At 67.1% G+C, this 19,056-nt stretch carries 13 protein-coding genes; 9 read left to right on the top strand and 4 right to left on the bottom strand.

Going from position 1 to position 19,056, the window contains the following annotated elements; genetic code table 11:
* Positions 1 to 65 precede the first annotated feature (65 nt).
* The 4 genes from ASE35_RS06325 to ASE35_RS06310 all read right to left on the bottom strand — a co-directional run bounded on the left by ASE35_RS06325 (position 66) and on the right by ASE35_RS06310 (position 5,660).
* Positions 66 to 1,766 carry a pseudouridine synthase gene (locus ASE35_RS06325; protein ID WP_057163254.1) on the bottom strand — a complete coding sequence of 567 codons (1,701 nt, stop codon included), beginning with the start codon at positions 1,764 to 1,766 and terminating at the stop codon, positions 66 to 68.
* A complete protein-coding gene (gene scpB, locus ASE35_RS06320) occupies positions 1,763 to 2,734 on the bottom strand; it encodes an SMC-Scp complex subunit ScpB (protein ID WP_056175191.1) in 972 nt (323 codons plus the stop codon). Before scpB ends, ASE35_RS06325 begins: the two co-directional genes overlap by 4 nt.
* Positions 2,735 to 2,826: 92 nt before the next feature.
* On the bottom strand, positions 2,827 to 3,840 hold the full coding sequence (locus tag ASE35_RS06315; RefSeq protein ID WP_082576297.1) for a ScpA family protein: 1,014 nt from the start codon (positions 3,838 to 3,840) through the stop codon (positions 2,827 to 2,829).
* A gap of 569 nt (positions 3,841 to 4,409) precedes the next feature.
* Positions 4,410 to 5,660, bottom strand: a complete 1,251-nt coding sequence (locus ASE35_RS06310) for a zinc-dependent metalloprotease (RefSeq protein WP_057163253.1) — start codon at positions 5,658 to 5,660, stop codon at positions 4,410 to 4,412.
* A gap of 180 nt (positions 5,661 to 5,840) precedes the next feature.
* On the opposite strand from ASE35_RS06310, the gene ASE35_RS06305 reads away from it, so the two are divergent.
* The 9 genes from ASE35_RS06305 to ASE35_RS06265 all read left to right on the top strand — a co-directional run bounded on the left by ASE35_RS06305 (position 5,841) and on the right by ASE35_RS06265 (position 18,856).
* Positions 5,841 to 6,140 carry a YciI family protein gene (locus ASE35_RS06305; protein WP_056175184.1) on the top strand — a complete coding sequence of 100 codons (300 nt, stop codon included), beginning with the start codon at positions 5,841 to 5,843 and terminating at the stop codon, positions 6,138 to 6,140.
* A gap of 11 nt (positions 6,141 to 6,151) precedes the next feature.
* Entirely contained in the window at positions 6,152 to 6,427 is a 276-nt protein-coding gene (locus ASE35_RS06300; RefSeq protein ID WP_057159858.1) for a BolA family protein, read from the top strand.
* Positions 6,428 to 6,590: 163 nt separating this feature from the next.
* Positions 6,591 to 7,619, top strand: a complete 1,029-nt coding sequence (locus ASE35_RS06295) for a LacI family DNA-binding transcriptional regulator (protein ID WP_057163252.1) — start codon at positions 6,591 to 6,593, stop codon at positions 7,617 to 7,619.
* A gap of 71 nt (positions 7,620 to 7,690) precedes the next feature.
* Positions 7,691 to 10,714, top strand: coding sequence for a TonB-dependent receptor (locus ASE35_RS06290; RefSeq protein WP_057163251.1), 3,024 nt, complete (start codon positions 7,691 to 7,693; stop codon positions 10,712 to 10,714).
* Between the two features lie 111 nt (positions 10,715 to 10,825).
* On the top strand, positions 10,826 to 12,466 hold the full coding sequence (locus tag ASE35_RS06285; protein WP_057163250.1) for a glucoamylase family protein: 1,641 nt from the start codon (positions 10,826 to 10,828) through the stop codon (positions 12,464 to 12,466).
* A gap of 10 nt (positions 12,467 to 12,476) precedes the next feature.
* Positions 12,477 to 13,823: a sugar ABC transporter substrate-binding protein gene (locus ASE35_RS06280; protein WP_082611137.1), complete on the top strand. Its 1,347-nt coding sequence runs from the start codon at positions 12,477 to 12,479 to the stop codon at positions 13,821 to 13,823.
* Positions 13,820 to 14,698 carry a sugar ABC transporter permease gene (locus ASE35_RS06275; RefSeq protein WP_056175162.1) on the top strand — a complete coding sequence of 293 codons (879 nt, stop codon included), beginning with the start codon at positions 13,820 to 13,822 and terminating at the stop codon, positions 14,696 to 14,698. Before ASE35_RS06280 ends, ASE35_RS06275 begins: the two co-directional genes overlap by 4 nt.
* Entirely contained in the window at positions 14,698 to 15,519 is an 822-nt protein-coding gene (locus ASE35_RS06270; RefSeq protein ID WP_057163248.1) for a carbohydrate ABC transporter permease, read from the top strand. Before ASE35_RS06275 ends, ASE35_RS06270 begins: the two co-directional genes overlap by 1 nt.
* 154 nt (positions 15,520 to 15,673) lie before the next feature.
* Entirely contained in the window at positions 15,674 to 18,856 is a 3,183-nt protein-coding gene (locus ASE35_RS06265) for a discoidin domain-containing protein (RefSeq protein ID WP_157489332.1), read from the top strand.
* The last annotated feature ends 200 nt before the right edge of the window (positions 18,857 to 19,056 follow it).

Raw genomic sequence — 19,056 nt, 5'->3', positions numbered from 1 at the left:
AGGGAAGGCTACACGCAAAAGAAAAGGCGCCGCAGCGCCTTTTCTTCGTTACCGCTCGCCAGCGCTTAACCGCGCGGGCCGCGACCGCCGCCGGGACGGCCGCCGCCGCGCGGGCCGCCGGGACGCGGGCCGTTGGCGTTCGGGCGCGCGCCGCCGGGGCGCGGAGCGCCACCGGGACGACCGCCGGGCTTGCCGCCCGGGCCACCCGGGCCGCCGGCCGGACGCGGGCTGCGCGGACGATCGCCGTAGGGGTTGAAGCCGCCGGGATTGGCGTGGTCGGACGGGAAGCTGGGCGCGTTGCCCGGGTGGCCGTAGGGACGCGAGCGCTGGCCCTGACCCTGGCTTTGTCCCTGACCGCCGCCACCGCCGCCACGACGTTCGCCGTAGGGGCTGTTGCCGCCGCCGCTGCGTTCGCCGCCGTAGCCGCCACCGCCGCCGGGGCCGCGCTCGGAGCGGCCCTGGCCGCCACCGCCGTAACCGCCGCCGCTGCGCGCGCCGCCGCCAGCACCCGCGCCGGCACGACCGCCGCCGCCGCCCGGCTTGCCGCCGTAAGGCTTCTTCGGGCCGCGAGCGTCGGGATTGCGATGACCGCTGGGGCCGGTGTCGACACCGTCGGGCACGTACCAGGTGCGGAATGCGGCCGGATTGCCGTCCGGCAGCGGCTTGGGACCCTTGTCCTTGCGCTGCTTGAACGGCTTCTGCGATTGATTGGCCGCGGCTTCGCCGCTGACCGTGAGACCGCCGTGCTTGCGCGGGCCGCCGCGGCCGCGGCCGCCGCGATCTTCGCGCACGTGATCGAAGCGGCGCAGTTCGCGACCTTCGTCGGCGGTGTTGTGGCCGCCCACGTAGCCCTGCGAACGCTCGCCGCCGGACAGGTGCACGGTGGACTTGGCCGCCTTGCGCTGGCCGATCACCGGCTGCAGGGTCAGTGCCGACGGCGTGCCGTCTTCCAGGCCCAGTTCGCCGCGCAGCGACTCGACCTTGTCGGAAGCGAGCTCCTGCGATTGGCCGCGCAGCAGTTCGCGCGGCAGCGAGACGCTGCCGTAGCGGATGCGCTTGAGGCGGCTGACCTGGCAGCCCTGGGATTCCCAGAGGCGGCGCACTTCGCGGTTGCGGCCTTCCTTCACCACCACCCGGAACCAGTCGTGCGAATCGCTGCCGCCGACGCGCTCGATCTCGTCGAACTTGGCCGGGCCGTCCTCGAGCGAGACGCCGCGGGCGAGGCGGTCGACGATATTGTCGGCGACCTTGTCCTGGCCTTCCGGCGCGCGCACGCGGCACACGTACTCGCGTTCGACCTCGAACGACGGGTGCATCAGCGCGTTGGCGAGCTCACCGTCGGTGGTCAGCAGGAGCAGACCGGTGGTGTTGATGTCGAGGCGGCCGATCGCGATCCAGCGCGCGCCCTTGAGCGCCGGCAGGGATTCGAAGATGGTCGGGCGGCCTTCGGGGTCTTCACGGGTGGTGACTTCGCCTTCGGGCTTGTTGTACATCAGCACGCGGGCCGGCTCGGTCAGCGCGCTGGCGACGAAGCTGCGGCCGTCGAGCTCGATCTTGTCGCCGCCCTTGATGCTCATGCCGATTTGCGCGGTCTCGCCGTTGACCTTGACCAGACCATCGGCGATGCGCTGTTCCAGCGCACGGCGCGAGCCCAGTCCGGCCTGCGCCAGCACTTTGTGCAGACGCTCTTCCAGACGCGGCGCCTCGGTGGAGGCGGCGTCACCGCTGCGCTTCAGGGAAAGCTTGCGGGGTTTTTGTTCGCTCATTTCTGTTGCTCCGGCCGGTCGTCTTCGGACTCGGCCTCTGTGTTCGGAACGGTCGTCGTCTCGACGGCGTGAGGGTCTTGCTCGTGATCGTTCGCGTCTGCCGCGCGCTCGCCCGGCGCGGCATCGGGGTCGTCCATGGGGACGGATTCGGAGTCTTGCTGATCGTCGTCGGCGGGTTCGCCGGCGGCGTCTTCGTTGTCTTGGGTTTCGTCGCCGGCTTCGGGTTCGGCGTCGCCATCGTCGAGATCCACGGCCTCGTTGTCGCTGGCATTCGTTGCGGTGTCGCTGTCGTCGCCGGCGGTCTCGTCATTGCCGGCGTCTTCGCCATCGGCTTCATCGTTGCCGGCCGCGCCGTCCTCATCGCCCGCGTTGCCGATGCCGCCGGCCTCGATCTGGCTGGGCGCGGGCGGACCGTCGAACTGCAGCTGCGGCTCCAGCTCGCCGATGTCCTTGAGCTCCGACAGCGGCGGCAGCTCGTCCAGGCGCTTGAGGCCGAAGTAGTCCAGGAAGGTCTTGGTGGTGCCGAACAGGGCCGGCTTGCCGGGCACGTCGCGGTGGCCGACCACACGGATCCACTCGCGCTCTTCCAGGGCCTTGATGATGTTGCTGTTGACCGCGACGCCGCGGACCTGCTCGATCTCGCCGCGCGTGATCGGCTGGCGGTAGGCGATCAGGGCCAGGGTTTCCAGGGTGGCGCGGGTGTAGCGGGTCTGGCGCTCGGTCCACAGGCGCGCGACCCAGGGGTGCACGTCGGACTGGACCTGGTAGCGGAAGCCAGAGGCCAGCTCCACCAGTTCCACGCCGCGTTCCGCGCAGCCTTCGCGCAGGGTTTCCAGCGCCTGCTCGACGCTGTCGGCGGGGGCCGGCTGGTCTTCCGGGAACAGCGAGTGCAGCTGCGCCAGGGTCAGCGGCTGGTTGGCCGCGAGCAGGGCGGCCTCGACGATGCGGGTGATGAAATGTTGATCCATGGGGCGTGCGTGTTCTTACCGTTAGGTGCCTTGCGGCGGCGCTGCGGCGTTCGATGCGCGGCCAAGGCCGGCGGAAGCGCGCAGGGTCAGGCTCATGCGTTGGGATCGTCGTTGGCGGCGTGGTCGAACTCGCTGCTGAGTTCGATCTCGTCGGGGTCCTTCATCAGCGCCAGCGACTTGACGTAGATCGGCTCCAGCGGGCCTTCCTGGACGATCTCGATCAGTTGCTCCTTGGCCAGCGTCAGCAGGCCCAGGAAGGTCACCACCACGCCGAGCCGGCCTTCCTCGACCGTGAACAGCGACTCGAAGCGGTGGAACACGCCGTCTGCCATGCGCGTGAGCAGCTCGCCCATGCGCTGGCGCACGCTCAGCGCGTCGCGCTTGATCGCGTGCTGGGTGTACAGCTCGGCGCGCTTGAACACGTCGTGCAGGGCCAGCAGCATTTCCTTCAGGTCCACCGGCGGCGGCAGGCGGATCGAGGCGCGGTCGGGCACGAAGGCCTGCACCGGCACCGTGTCACGGTCCTGGCGGGGCAGGGCGTCGATGTCCTCGGCCGCCTTCTTGAAGCGCTCGTACTCCTGCAGGCGGCGCACCAGGTCGGCGCGCGGGTCTTCCTCGATGCCTTCCTCGTTGGGCGCGCGCGGCAGCAGCATGCGCGATTTGATCTCGGCCAGCATCGCGGCCATGACCAGGTAGTCGGCGGCTAGCTCGAAGCGCATCTCGTGCATGGCCTGGATGTACTGCACGTACTGGCGGGTGATGTCCGCCACCGGGATGTCCAGGATGTCCAGGTTCTGGCGCCGGATCAGGTACAGCAACAGGTCCAGCGGGCCTTCGAACGCTTCGAGGATCACTTCCAGCGCGTCCGGCGGGATGTACAGGTCCTGCGGGATCTGCAGCACCGGCTGGCCGTGGATCATCGCCAGCGGCATTTCCTGCTGCTGCGGACGGTGGGCGGCGGTCGTCGCCGCGCCATCGGCCGCCGGGGTGGTGTCGTCGGGCGCGGGCGACGCGGGCTCGGCGCCGGCGGCGGAGGGCTCCGCTGCGGAGGCGTCGGGCGCGCTCTCGTCGGGCTGCGCTTCGTCGGACACGTTTTCGTTGGTCATGCTGGGCCGGCCCCTCCGGGCCGTGGGTACTGCTGATGGCGACGCAACGAGCGCGGTGTTCGCGACTCGGCGGCGCCGGGTGAAGACAGACCTCGGCAACCACATCCGCGCACGACGATCCGGCACCGCGGGCGGTGCCTGTAGCCAACCGGCAACGGGCGCGGTCCGGCCTGGACGAAGGCGAGGCGTAACTCAATAAAGTCGGAGCTGGGCCCGAACGGCTCGGCCCGTGCCGCGCATACCGCGTGGCGACGACGTTCGAGAGGGTTGCGGGCGCGGGCCGGTGGTCTGCAGCGGTGCTGAGTCGTGGCGACGGTGTGGGGAACCTGTCGCGACGGGCCGCTGCGTCCGGCCTCGGGCGTTGAGACTTAGGGTAAGCGCTGACGCGCGCAGTGTCCAGCGCCGGCCGGGGGGCCGGCGCTGGAGGTGCACGCCGGAGTATCCCGGCGTTCAGCGGGGCGTGCTGGAGGGGCCGGACGACTCGCGGGGCCCGGCCCGGGTTTGGATCGCGCGCCTGCGCCGATGAACGGCCACGCCGGCAGGGGCATGGCCGTTCGAGGCGAGGCCGTTCAGGGCCGGAAGGCGGCGACCGTGGCCTTGGTGTTGACCAGCACGCGCTGGTTGTCGCTCTGGGTCGCGGTGCCCATCGGCACACCGCCATAGCTGATGCTGGGGTTGGACCAGTAGTTCAGGCGCGTGCAGCTGGGGCTGCAGTTGTAGGCCATGATCGTGCGCCAGCGGGTCCCCGTGGCCGGCTGATAGCGATAGCCGTGGCCGTAGGCGTAGGGGCTGGTGGACGGATCGGTGGCCGGGTCGTGGCGCGCGCTCTGCAGGTGGCCGATCTCGTGGGCGAAGCTGTAGTAGCCGGTCGCGCAATCCCAGTACACCGACGCGAACGCGGTGGCCGCGGTCGAACCGATGCCCGAGGCCAGCCCGCAGTACGAGCTGTTATTGAGGACGATCACGCCGACGTCGGCCGCGCTGCTGTTGCGGGTGGTGTGGATGTTGTCCATGTAGCCGTCGCTGGTGCCGCGGAAGCGGGCCAGGTCGGTGCTGAAGTTGCCCGACTCGGTGTAGCTGGTGGTGGTGTAGCTGGCCAGCACCAGATTGATGCCGACGTTGCTGTTGACGTAGCCCTGGTTGGACTCGGCCACCGCCAGCTGGATCAGCGACTGCATGTTGCCGCCGTAGGCCGCCACCGCCTGGTTGGTCGCCACCACCATCACCCGGATGGTCGCCGTCGGTCCCGGCGGAATGCCGAGCGCGCCGACGCGGCCGTCGTCCGCGGGCGCGGCCATGCGGATGGTCGGCAGGCGGTTGTAATCGTGCGGATGCTCGGCCGGCAGGCGGCTCTCGTCGACCTCGACGATCGCGTGTTCGCCGCCGGGCAGCGGACGCACCCGATAGAGCTTGCCGTTGCTGCGCAGGGTGCCGGTGACGGTGTCGCCGCTGCGCACCAGGATCGCCGAGTTCAGCGGATCCACGCCCGACAGGGTTTTGGCGCTCACGCGCGGGCCGAAGTTGCCGTACCACACGGTGTCGCCGGTCTCGGTGCGTTCGACCTTGTTGCGGTTGGCGGTGAGCACGCGCCCGTCGAGCTCGATTTCGATCTGCGACCCGTCCACCGCGCTCGCGTCGACCTGGACCAAGCGCACGTTGGCGGTCGAGGCGCTGGACAGCAGACTTTCCAGTGCGACGTCGTTGCCGGCCTTGGCCAGCGTGGCGGTGCTGCTGACCAGCGGCTTGCCGGCGGCAACCGCGGAACCTGCGAGTATCATGCTCACGATCGCGGCCGTGGCCTTCACGGAATTCGACTTCATGTCACTCCTCCTGAGTAGATGGCGGCGCTGCCGCCTGAATGAAGATGTCCCGGTTGTCACGTTCCCCTGTGCGGGACGCAGCGATTAGGACGCGCTCGCCCTGTGTTCATGCAATCGGGATTTCCCCCAATTTGCTGAACCCAGAACCCCGCATCACGCTTGGAGGTTGATCGGAATCACATGTGGTATCTCATCGAAGGGTATGACGGCAGCGACGTGCTGCCGCAACGTCTGGCCGCGCGTCCGGACCACCTCGCGCGCCTGCTCGCGCTGCGCGACGAAGGCCGTCTGATGCTGGCCGGCCCGTGTCCGGCGATCGACGCCGAAGATCCCGGCCCGGCCGGTTTCAGCGGCAGCCTGATCGTGGCCGAGTTCGATTCATTGGAAGACGCGCGCGCCTGGGCCGACGCCGACCCCTACGTCGCCGCCGGCGTCTACACCCGCGTCGACGTGCGCCCGTTCAAGCGGGTGTTGCCGTGAGCGCCGGCCCGCTGCCGCGCGAGCAACGCGTGGACGCGATCCGGGCCGCCCTCGAAGCCGCGCTGTCGCCCGAATCGCTCAGCGTGGTCGACGACAGCCACCGCCACGCCGGTCATGCCGGGGCGCAGGACGGGCGAGGGCACTACAACGTCGAGATCGTCAGCGCGGCCTTCGCTGGCCTCAACCCGATCGCGCGTCACCGGGCGGTGTACGCTGCGTTGGGGGAGATGATGACCACCGATATCCATGCGCTGGCGATCAAGGCGAGGGCGCCTGGGGAGGGCTAGGGCGCCGCATGATGCCGCAGTGCAGCATGTACGGCAGGCCAAGCCTGTTGTTCCTGCAAGGATTTATCGCCGAGGCCGGCTTGGATAACACGAACTTTACACTCGTGTTTGAAAACGTTTACAGTCGGCCCCGCATCCCAACCGCGGAGGGGCGGTTCAGGGCGTGACCAGCGTAACCATCAAAGATGTAGCGAGAGTGGCCCAGGTTTCCGTGGCCACCGTATCGCGTGCGCTCAACGGACACGGCAACGTGGCCGAGGAAGTGCGTCGCCGCGTGCTGGCCGCCGCCAATGAACTGCGTTACACCCCGCACGCCGCCGCGCGCAGCCTCAGCAGCCGCCGCACCCAGACCCTGGGCGTGGTGCTGCCGGACCTGCACGGCGAGTTCTTCTCCGAACTGGTGCGCGGCATCGACCAGGTCGCCCGCGAGCACCGTCTGCACCTGCTGGTCTCCAGCTACCACGGTCACCCGGAGGAGCAGGGCGCCGCGTTGCGCGCCATGCGCGGTCGCGTCGACGGCCTGCTGGTGATGTCGCCGTTCGTGGCCGCGCCCGGCCCGCTGGCCGAGGAACTCGCGCCGACCCTGCCGACGGTGCTGATCAATACCCAACATGCGACCGCGGGCGTGATCTCGCTGGGCGTGGACAACTACGGCGGCGCCGTGGCGATGGTCGAACACCTGGTCGCCTCCGGGCATCGCCGCATCGCCTTCATCGCCGGCCCCAGCGACAACTTCGACGCCCACGAGCGCCTGCGCGGTTACCGCGACGCGCTCAATCGCCTGCTGCCCGATGCCGAGGAATGGGTGCTGCCGGGCGACTTCGATGAGGCCTCGGGCCATCAGGCCGGGCTGGAGATCCTCGGTGCCAAACAGCGCCCGGATGCGGTGTTCGCGGCCAACGACATGATGGCCCTGGGCTGTCTGTTCGTGTTCGCGCAGGGCGGGGTGGACGTGCCGGGCGAGATCGCGCTGGCCGGCTTCGACGACATCCCGCTGGCGCGTTACGTGCACCCGACCTTGACCACCATGCGGGTCAATATCGCCGAACTCGGCGCCCGCGCCGCGCGGCTGCTGCTGACGCAGATCGCCGGCGAAGCCCATGCGGACGAGGGGCGCGAGGCCCTGCGTCCGGAACTGATCGTGCGCGCCTCCAGCGCGTCCGCGGAAAACAAGCGCAGCGGAAGCGCATGACGACCTTTTTTTACGTGTTGATGTAACCGTTTTCAACCAGCTCGAATGCTTCTTGGAGAGAGGGAAAGCATATGAAGCCGTATCACCGCTCGACCCGTCGGCCCACGCCGAGATTGTTAGCCTGCGCCCTGGCCAGCTGCCTGGCGATGGCCGCCCCCGCCGCCTTCGCCCAGTCCACCGCCGCCACCATCCGAGGTCAGGTGACCGTGGATTCGGCGCCGGCGACCGACGCGAAGGTCACCGCCACCAATGTCGCTACCGGTTTGACCCGTAGCGTGCAGTCCACTGCCAACGGCGGTTACGCCGTGGCCGGCCTACCGCCGGGTACCTACCGAATCGATGTAAGCGCGGGCGGGCAGACCAATTCCAAGACCATCACCGTCCAGGTCGGTCAGACAGCCACCGTGAACCTGTCGACCGGAGGCGTGGCCGAGACCGCGCCCGCAGGCGAGGCGACCAACATCGACGCGGTGACCGTGACCGCCGCGCCGGTGTTCGAGACCAAGACCTCGGAAGTGGCGACCTACATCACCCAGCGCCAGATCGAGGCGCTGCCGCAGACGTCGCGTAACTTCCTGGCGTTCGCGGATATCGTGCCGGGCGTGATCTTCGATACGAAGGGCGACGGTTCGACCCAGTTGCGCAGCGGTGCGCAGAGCGCGAACGGCATCAACGTCTTCATCGACGGCGTTGGGCAGAAGGGCTATGTGCTGAAGGGCGGCATCAGCGGACAGGACGCGAGCCGCGGCAACCCGTTCCCGCAGCTGGCGATCGGCGAGTACAAGGTCATCACCTCGAACTACAAGGCCGAGTACGACCAGATCAGCAGCGCCGCAATCACCGCGGTGACCAAGTCGGGTACTAACGAGTTCCATGGCGATTTTTTCTGGGATCGCTATAACACCCCCAGTTGGCGATCGCCCACCCCAGCGGAAGAACGGGCAGGGCGTAAGGCGCCGTCAGGAGAGACTCAGTACGGCGCAGCGTTCGGCGGCCCGATCATCCAAGACCGTTTGTTCTTCTTCGGTACGTACGAGAAGAAGGAGTTCGAGATTCCGCAGACCATCAGCGGCGGCTCCCTGGAAAACGGCTATGGCCTGACTCCCGACTTGGCAGCTCTAACTGGTCCCACCTCGGCCCCGTTCGATGAGGATCTCTGGTTCGGAAAGCTGACCTGGCAGCCGGGCGACGATCACTTGTTCGAGTTTTCGGTCAAGAAGCGCGACGAGAGCGAGATCAAGGGCATCGGTGGCCGCGATACCGAGACCTACGGCAAGACCAACGACAACGAAAGCACCCGTTACGATTTGCGCTACCAGTGGAGCGGCATCAACTGGCTCAACGACGCTCACATCACCTACGAGGATGAAACCTTCAATCCGCGTGCGATCACGCTGTCCCCGGGCTTCCTGGTCCAGAATCGCAACCGCGGTGCGGTTCTCAATGTCGGCGGCGGCCAGGACTACCAGGACAAAGGCCAGAAGGGCTGGGGCTTCCAGGACGATCTGACCTTCAGCGGCATCGAAGGCCACACGATGAAGATGGGCTTCAAATACAAGTCCGTCGAAATCAACTCGTTCGAACAGCAGCCGTATAACCCGCAGTTCTCGATCAATCTGCCGGCCAATATCGATGCCGGCCGCAACTCGCTGGCGACGTTCCAGCCCTATCAGGTGCGCTTCGGCGCGCCGTTGCCCGGCGTCGGCGACCGGAACATCTCCTCGGACAACAAGCAGTACGGCATCTACTTCCAGGACGACTGGGAGGTCAACGAGAAGCTGACGCTGAACTTGGGTCTGCGCTACGACTACGAGACTACGCCGAGCTACGAGAACTACGTGACGCCGGCCAATCTTGTCACCGCGCTGCGCTCCTGGTCGAACATTCACAACGCCAACGTCGATTACAACATCGAGGACTACATCAGCACGGGCAACAATCGCAAGGCGTTCAAGGACGCATGGCAGCCGAGGCTGGGCTTCTCATACGACCTGTTCGCCGACCAGCGGCACGTGATTTTCGGCGGTGCTGGCCGAGCCTACGACCGCAACTTGTTCGATTACATCGCCTTGGAACAGTCCAAGAGCACGTTCCCGTCGTACACGCTTTTGTTCAATACGCCCGGCAACGCCTGCACGGTCAACAACACTACGTGCTTCGCCTGGGATCCCAAGTACTTGAACCCACAGGAGCTCTACGCGTTGGTGGCGGCTAATCCGAACCGCGGTTCGGAAGTGAATCTGATCAACAACGACATCAAGGTGCCTTACTCGGATCAGTTCAGCCTGGGTATGCGCAACACGATCGCCGTGTTCAATCAGGACTGGAATACCTCGGTGTCGGTGGTGCATATCCGCAGTCACGACGGCATCATCTTCTCGCTCGGCAACCGCTACCCCGACGGCACGTTCTACGGACCGGGTCGTACCTTCGGCGGCGCGCCGTTCGGGCAGCCGATTCCGGGCTTCGGCTCGTTGATCAAGGCCGACAACGGCGTCGAAACGCGAATGAACCAGCTGCTGCTGTCGGCAGAGAAGCCGTTCACGGCGGAGTCCCCGTGGGGTGTGACGCTGGCCTACACCTACACCGATTCGGAAGAGAATCGCATCAATGCGGCCAATTCCGACGAACATTACGTGTTCGACTACCCCAATCTGGACGATCATCCCTGGGTCCCGTCGATCGGCATCGCCAAGCATCGCTTCGTCGGCACCGGCATCTATTCGAACTGGGGTCTCACGTTCTCCACCAAGGTGGTCGTGACGAGCGCGGTCGCGAAGGATTCGCTGAACTGCATGGCGGCGACCTTGCCGGGTCAGGATGGATGCGCGAACGGCACGTTCAAGGCCGAGTATTTCGATGATGCCAAGTTCTTCCAGTGGGACATTGCCGTACAGAAGGAATGGGATACGGGAACGGATGTGAAGCTGCGCGTTCGCGGCGACATCCTCAACGTCACCAATCACCGCAACTGGACCGGATTCGAGACCTTCCGCGGCGTCAATGGCGTGGAGAACCCCAACTTCGGCAACCACAACGACGACATCACCATGCCAACCCGTACCTTCAAGCTCTCGCTCGGCTTCAGCTGGTAACCCCCGCCCGCCTGCCGCCCCTTACCGGGCGGCAGGCGGAGCGACGCTACACCCCACACCCCCATTCGCGGCCGCGCTTCGGTCGCCCCCGTCATCACAGGCCCCCGTTTCATGCCGTCAGCCGCTTCCGCCCCGCGCTCCCTGATCACGATGCTGCTGGTGGCATCGCTGACCTTCTTTGCGGGTTGCCAGCGTCAGGAAACCCAGACGTATCCGATCGCGCCCGCGGGCCCCGTCGAGGTCGAGCCGCTCAAGGCGACCAAGATGGAGCTGCCGCCGCTGTTCCGCGACATCGAAAAGCGCACCTTCCAGTTCTTCTGGGACACCACCAACGAGCAGAACGGGCTGACGCCCGACCGGTTTCCCTCGCGGCCGTTCGCCAGCATCGCCTCGGTGGGCTATGCGCTGACCGCGTACCCGATCGGGGTCGAGAACGGCTGGGTCAGCCGCAGCCAGGCGGTGGACCGCACCTTGCTGACGCTGAAGTTCTTCCGCGACTTGCCCTCGGGCCCGCAGAAGACCGGCAAGGGCAGTTACAACGGCTTCTACTACCACTTCCTCGACATGCAGAAGGGCCAGCGTTACGACAGCTGGGTCGAGCTGTCGAGCGTGGACACCGCCCTGCTGATGATGGGCGTGCTGTTCGCGCAGTCCTACTACGACCGCGACGACGCGCGCGAAAAGGAGATCCGCGAGATCGCCGACACGCTGTACCGTCGCGTCGACTGGACCTGGCTGCAGAAGAACAAGCCGCTGGTGTCGATGGGCTGGTTCCCCGAGAGCGGCTTCATCAAGCACGACTGGACCGGCTACAACGAGGCCATGCTGTTGTACGTACTGGCCTTGGGTTCGCCCAGCCACCCGGTCAGTCCGGATGCGTGGACGGTGTGGACGCGCACCTACAACGACGTCTGGGGCGTGTACCAGGGCGAGGAGTTCCTCGCGTTCGGCCCCTTGTTCGGCCACCAGTACAGCCACGTCTGGATCGATTTCCGCGGGATCCAGGACGACTACATGCGCGAGCGCGGCATCGATTACTTCGAGAACAGCCGCCGCGCCGCCTACGCCCAGCGCGCCTACGCCATCGCCAACCCGATGAAGTGGGAGGACTACGGCCCGGAAGTCTGGGGCCTGACCGCCAGCGACGGCCCGCAGCAGACCCTGCAGGAATACCGCGGCGAGCAGCGCCAGTTCCGCCACTACTCGGCGCGCGGCGCCGGCCTGCGCGAGAACTTCGACGACGGCACCATCGCCCCGACCGCGGCGATCGCCTCGCTGCCGTTCGCGCCGGAGATCGTGATCCCCAGCACCGTGGCCATGCACGAGCGCTACGGCGAGTTCCTGTATTCCAGCTACGGCTTCCTGGATTCGTTCAATCCCAGCTTCAAGTACGACATTCCGCTCAAGACCGGGCGGGTGGTGCCCAACCAGGGCTGGGTGGCCAGCGATTACATCGGCATCGATCAGGGTCCGATCCTGGCGATGATCGCCAACTACCGCAACGACTTCGTCTGGAACGTGATGAAGCGCAATCCCTACATCCGCTCCGGCCTGGAACGCGCGGGCTTCAAGGGCGGCTGGCTGGAACCGCCGAAGGTCCAGGCCGACGGCAAGGAAGCGCTGCCCGAGACCACGCCCAAGCCGCAGACCAAGGCCGAGAAGGAGGCCGCAACCGCGCGTGCGCTGGGCGAGGCGGAGTCGCGCGCGGGCCGCGCCAACGAGGCCCAGGCGCCCAAGCAGCAGCCGGACTAAGCTGCGGCGTATGCCTATTTCATTCGCATTCCCCGATCGCCGGCGCGCCTCGCGCGCGCCGCGCGTGCGCAGCGCCTTCGCGGCGCTGTTGGTGCTGCTCGTCTGCGTACTCGCGGCGGCCTGCAGCCGCCAGGACGACCGCCGCAAGGTGGTGCGGTTCTGGGCCATGGGTTACGAAGGCGAGGTCGTGGCCCAGCTGATCCCGGAGTTCGAGCGCCTCAACCCGGGCATCCGGGTCGAGATCCAGCAACTGCCGATCACCTCCGCGCACGAGAAGCTGCTGACCGCGTTCGCCGGCGATTCGCTGCCCGACGTGTGCGCGATCGGCAACACCTGGATCCCGGAGTTCGCGTTGTTGAACGCCTTGCAGCCGCTGGATGCGCGCATTGCGGCGACGCCGTCGCTGGCGGTGCAAGACTATTTCAGCGGTGCCTGGGACAGCGGCGTGATCGGCGGCCAGGCCTATGCGGTGCCGTGGTATGTGGAGACGCGGTTGCCGTTCTACCGTCGCGACATCGCCGAGCGCGCCGGCATCAAGACCCCGCCGCAGACCTGGGACGAGTGGCGCCAGGCGATGGCGGCGATCAAGCGCGACGTCGGGCCGGACCGCTACGCGATCCTGCTGCCGCTCAACGAGCCCGAACCGCTGCTCAACCTGGGCATCCAGTCGCCCGATCCGCTGCTGCGCGAAGACGGGCGCTACGGCAATTTTCGTAGCCCGGGCTTCAAGCGTGCGTTGACGTTCTATCGCGAGATGTTCGACCAACGCTGGGCGCCGCTGCTCAGCAATACCCAGGTCGCCAACGTCTGGAACGAATTCGGCCGCGGCTACTTCAGCTACTACATCAACGGCCCCTGGAACATCGCCGAGTTCCGCAAGCGCCTGCCGGCGGACGTGCAGGGCGATTGGATGACCATGCCGCTGCCGGGCGAGCACGGCCCCGGCGCCTCGATCGCCGGCGGCGCCAGCTTCGTGGTGTTCCGCGGTTCCAAACGCCAGGACGCGGCCTGGAAACTGGTCGAGTACCTGTCGCGCACCGAAACCCAGATCCGCTTCCACGGCCTGACCGGCAACCTGCCGCCGCGTCGCAGCGCCTGGAACGCGCCGGCGCTGACGGCTGACCCGTATGCGCGCGCCTATCGCGACCAGCTCGAACGCGCACGGCCCACGCCGAAGGTGCCGGAGTGGGAGCGCATCGCCATGGAGATCAAGCTGGTCGGCGAGCAACTGGCCAACCGTCGTCTCAGCGTGGACGAGGCCGCGGCCGAGCTCGACCGCCGCACCGACAAGATTCTGGAGAAGCGGCGTTGGATGCTGGATCACCAGGCCGCGGCGCAGGCGGGGGCAGGGCGATGAAGGCCTCCACCGCCGGCTGGGTGTTCGCCGGGCCCGCGCTGACGGTGATCGGCGTGTTCTTCGGCTTGCCGGTGCTGGCCGCGCTGGCGCTCAGCCTGACCGACTTCGACATCTACGCGCTGTCGGACATCGGCAACCTGCGCTTCGTCGGGCTCGACAACTACCTCAACCTGCTGCAGAACCCGTTGTTCTGGCGCGCGCTGGGCAACACGATGTACTTCGTGATCGTCGGCGTGCCGCTGTCGATCGCGGTCTCGCTGGGCGCGGCGCTGCTGCTGCATTCCAAGCTGGGTTACCTCAAGCCGTTCTTTCGCACCGCCTATTTCGCGCCGGTGGTAACCACGGTGGTGGCGGTGGCGGTGATCTGGCGCTATCTGTTCCACACCCGCTACGGCCTGGTGAACTGGGCGCTGTCGGGCCTGGGCATCGATCCGATCGACTGGCTGGGCGATCCGACCTGGGCCATGCCCACCATCATCCTGTTCGCGGTGTGGAAGAACTTCGGCTACAACATGATCATCTTCCTCGCAGGGCTGCAGGCGATCCCGGAAGACCTGTACGAAGCCGCGCGTATCGACGGCGCCTCGCCCTGGCGTCAGTTCCGCCACGTGACCCTGCCGATGCTGGGGCCGGTGCTGGTGCTGGTCGGCATCCTCACGCTTGCCGGCTACTTCCAACTGTTCGCCGAGCCCTACGTGATCACCCAGGGCGGTCCGCTGCAGAGCACGGTCAGCGTGCTGTACCTGATGTACGAAGAAGGCTTCAAGTGGTGGAACCTGGGCAACGCCTCGGCGGTCGCGTTCCTGTTGTTCGTGCTGATGACCGCGGTCACCAGCGGCCTGCTGTGGTTCGCGCGCCGCAAGGGGGTGGAGTGATGAGCCCGCGTCTGGCGCGCGCCATCGTCAACGGCCTGCTGCTGGGCCTGGCGATACTGAGCCTGGCGCCGCTGCTGTGGATGCTGTCGGTGTCGCTGATGCAGCCCGGCGAGGCGGCGAGCTTCCCGCCGCCACTGCTGCCCGCGCATCCGACCCTGGCCAACTACCACGAGCTGTTCGAGCGCATCGGCATGGGGCGCTACCTGTTCAACAGCTTTCTGATCGCGACGATGACCACCCTGGTCGCGCTGCTGCTCAACACCATGGCCGGCTACGCCTTCGCCAAGCTGCGCTTCGCCGGCCGCGATCGCGTGTTCCGCACCTTGCTGGCGGCGCTGGTGATCCCGGCCCAGGTCACGATGATGCCGCTGTTCCTGATGCTCAAGCAGATCGGGCTGATCAACACCTACGTCGGCGCGGTGGTGCCGGGCATGGCCGGCATCTTCGGTATCTTCCTGGTGCGGCAGTACGCGCGTTCGATCCCGGACGAACTGCTGGAAGCGGCGCGCATCGACGGCGCCGGCGAGTTCCGCATCTTCTTCCAGATCGTGCTGCCCGCGCTGAAGCCGATCCTGGTGACCCTGGCGATCTTCAGTTTCCTCGGCGCCTGGAACGATTTCATGTGGCCGCTGATCGTGCTCAGCGACAGCGGCCTGCAGACCCTGCCGGTGGCGCTGGCCTCGCTGTCGCGCGAGCACGTGCAGGACAACGAACTGATGATGGCCGGCTCGGTGGTCACCGTGCTGCCGGTGCTGCTGCTGTTCCTGGTACTGCAGCGCTATTACCTGCAGGGCCTATTAGTGGGCAGCGTCAAGGGCTGAGCGGACGATGGTGATGAGGAGTGGAATGTTGGCGAGTGTGGCGCGGTGGTCTAAGAGCAAATCCCCCTCGGTCCCCCTTTTTCAAAGGAGGAGGACAAGCGCGTCGCCTGCTCCGACACCGGTCCCCCCCTTCGCAAAAGGGGGGCTAGGGGGGATTTGCTTTGCGCTCCTGCTCCTGACCAGTCTCCCAGCCAGCGCCAAACCCCGTACCCTCGATACCTTCGAATCCACCGCCCCCTGGACCGTCGTCACCTCCAACCAGGTCAGCGGCCAGTTGCGCCTCGCCGACGGCGCGCAAGGCAAGGCGATCTGCCTGGACTACGACTTCAACGACGTCTCCGGCTATGTCGGCCTGCAGCGCGCCTTGCCGATGCAGTACCCGGACAACTACGCCTTCTCGTTCCAACTGCGCGGCGACTCGCCGGTCAACGACCTGCAGTTCAAGTTGGTCGACGACAGCGGCGACAACGTGTGGTGGGTCAACCGGCCCAAGTACGCGTTCCCGAAGCAGTGGACGCCGGTGGTCTATAAACAGCGCCACATCAGCCGCGCCTGGGGCCCGGCGCCGGACCCGACCCTGCGACGCAGCGCCAAGCTGGAATTCACTATCTACAACAGCAGCGGCGGCAAGGGCTCGGTGTGCTTCGACCAGCTGACCTTCGAGCCGCTGCCGAAGGACGACGGCGCGCCGTTGACCGGCCGTGTCGTCGCGACTACCGCGGCCCAGGGCAGCCGCGCCGAGTTCGCCGTCGACGGCGATCCCAAGACCGCTTGGCACGCCGGCTTCGCGACCGATCCCGACCCGGCCCTGACCCTCGACCTGGGCCGCAAGCGCGAGTTCGGCGGCGTGGTGCTGCGCTGGGCGGATGACGAATACGCCTCCGATTACCGCCTGCAGCTGTCCGATGACGGCAAGCAATGGCAGCCAGCGATCGGCGTGCAGGGTGGCAACGGCGGCACCGACCATCTTCCGCTGCCCGAAGCCGAAGCGCGCTATCTGCGGCTGCTACCGGAGAACGGCGCGGGGCTCGGTTTTGGATTGGCCGAATTCAGTGTGCAGCCCTTGGCTTTCGCCGCCACACCCAACGACTTCGTCGCTGTGATCGCCAAGGAGGCGCCGCGCGGCCGTTATCCGCGCGGTTTCAGCGGCGAGCAGCCGTACTGGACCATCGTCGGCGTCGATGGCGGTGAAGATCAGGGCCTGATCGGCGAGGATGGCGCGATCGAGGTGGGCAAGGGCGGTTTCAGCATCGAGCCGTTCGTGGTCAGTGGCGATCGGCTAATCACCTGGGCCGATGCGCAAACCTCTCAATCCTTGCAGGACGGCTATCTACCGATTCCGTCGGTGAAATGGGCGCACCCTGAGTTCGCGCTGGATATCACGGCGTTCGCGCAGGGCGTGCGCGAAGACTCGACGCTGTACGCGCGCTACCGGCTCACAAACACCGGCGCTTCACCGCGTCGTTATGTGTTCGTGTTGGCCGCGCGCCCCTTGCAGGTCAATCCGCCCAGCCAGTTCCTCAATACTGTCGGCGGCGTCAGCCCGATTTACAAGATCTCCGCCAGCGAAGGGATTTTCACGGTGGCCGGCCGCGAGCGTGTTCGCGCCAGCAAGTCCGCGGCGGCTTTCGCCAGCGCCTACGATCAGGGCGATGTGGTCGAACGCCTCGCGAACGCGGACTGGTCGAGTTTCTGCAAGCAAGCTTGCGCCGACAACGAGCGGCCGTTCACCCTGGTCGGCAGCAGCGCCGCTGAAGTCAGCGACGCCAGCGGCCTGGCTTCCGGTGCTTTGCTCTACGCCGTCGAGCTGGCTCCGGGCGCCAGCCAGGACTTCAGTTGGGACTCGCGTTTGAGCGGTGCCAATCCCGCCGGGCCGCCGCCACCGCCGCGGTCGCCGCAGCAGGTGCAGGATGATGTGGCCCGGCAATGGCGCGACAAACTCGACCGCGTGCGCATTGCGGTGCCGAAGCAAGGCCAGCCTATCGTCGATACCTTGCGCACGGGCCTGGCCCACATGCTGATCAGCCGCGTCGGCCCGCGTTTGCAGCCGGGCACGCGCTCGTATTCGCGCGCCTGGATCCGCGACGGCGCGATGATAGGCGAGGGCCTGCTGCGCATGGGGCGCGAGGACGTGGCAGAGGAGTTCCTGCGCTGGTACGCGCCGTATCAGTTCGACAACGGCAAGGTGCCGTGCTGCGTGGACGACCGCGGCAGCGACCCGGTGCCGGAGAACGACAGCCACGGCGAGCTGATCTTCACCGTCGCCGAGGTCTACCGTTACCGCCGCGACCGCGCGTTGCTCGACGCGATGTGGCCGCACGTGGTGGGCGCGGTGATGTACATGGACGAGCTGCGCCTGAGCGAGCGCACCGAGGCCAACCGCGCGAAGAATCCGGCCTTCTACGGCATGATGCCGGCCTCGATCAGCCACGAGGGCTATTCGGCCAAGCCGATGCACTCGTACTGGGACAATTTCTGGGCGCTGCGCGGCTATAAGGACGCGGTCGAGATCGCGCAATGGCTGGGTAAGGACGACGAGGCCCGGCGCATCAAAGCCTCGCGCGACCAGTTCCGCGACGATCTCTACGCCTCCATCGCCGCCGCCACCCGCGACCGCGGCATCGATTTCATTCCGGGCGCCGCCGAGCTCGGCGATTTCGACGCCACCTCGACCACGATCGCGCTGGCGCCCGGCGGCGAGCAGGGGCGCCTGCCCGAGGCGCTGCTGCGCAATACCTTCGAGCGCTACTGGAAGGAATTCGTGGATCGCCGCGACGGCCGCCGCGAGTGGAAGGACTACACGCCCTACGAACTGCGCACCATCGGCAGCTTCGTGCGCCTGGGCTGGCGCGAGCGCGCGCACCAGGCTCTGGATTTCTTCTTCAAGGACCAGCAGCCGCGTGGCTGGAACCAATGGGCCGAGGTGGTCTCACGTACGCCGCGCAAGCCGTTCTTCGTCGGCGACTTGCCGCATGCCTGGGTCGAGTCCGACTACGTGCGCTCGGCGCTGGACTTGTTCGCCTATACCCGCGACCTGGACGAGGCGCTGGTGATCGGCGCCGGTCTTCCGGCGGACTGGCTGGACGAGGGCGTGTCGGTGACCGAGCTGCGCACGCCTTATGGCCCGCTGTCCTATCGTTTGCGCAGCCAGCGCAAGCAACTGCAGCTGAGCCTGGAGGCCGGCCTGACGCCGCCCGCCGGCGGCGTGGTGCTGAGCTGGCCTTACCCGCAGGCGCCGGGCGCCACCCGCATCGACGGCCAGCCCGCGCAATGGCGCAACGGCGAGCTGCGGATCGAGCGGGTGCCGGCGAAGGTGACGGTCGAGTTGGCGCAGTAGTCGTAGGCGAGATTGCCGGCGAACTTGCGCCACCGTCCTGTAGGAGCGACGCAAGTCGCGACCCGCGCAGGTCGCCGAAGCTGCGCAATCGCGACTCACGTCGCTCCCACAGAAGGCGGGTCGCGCAGGTGGCCGAAGTTTCGTGGTCGCGACTCACGTCGCTCCTACCCCAAAGCCGCGGCCGCTCCTGGTGCAGCGCC

This window comes from Lysobacter sp. Root916, from assembly GCF_001429785.1.
GTDB lineage: Bacteria > Pseudomonadota > Gammaproteobacteria > Xanthomonadales > Xanthomonadaceae > Lysobacter.
Note: the sequence above shows the minus strand (reverse complement) of the source record. Positions and strands in the feature narration are given on the sequence as shown.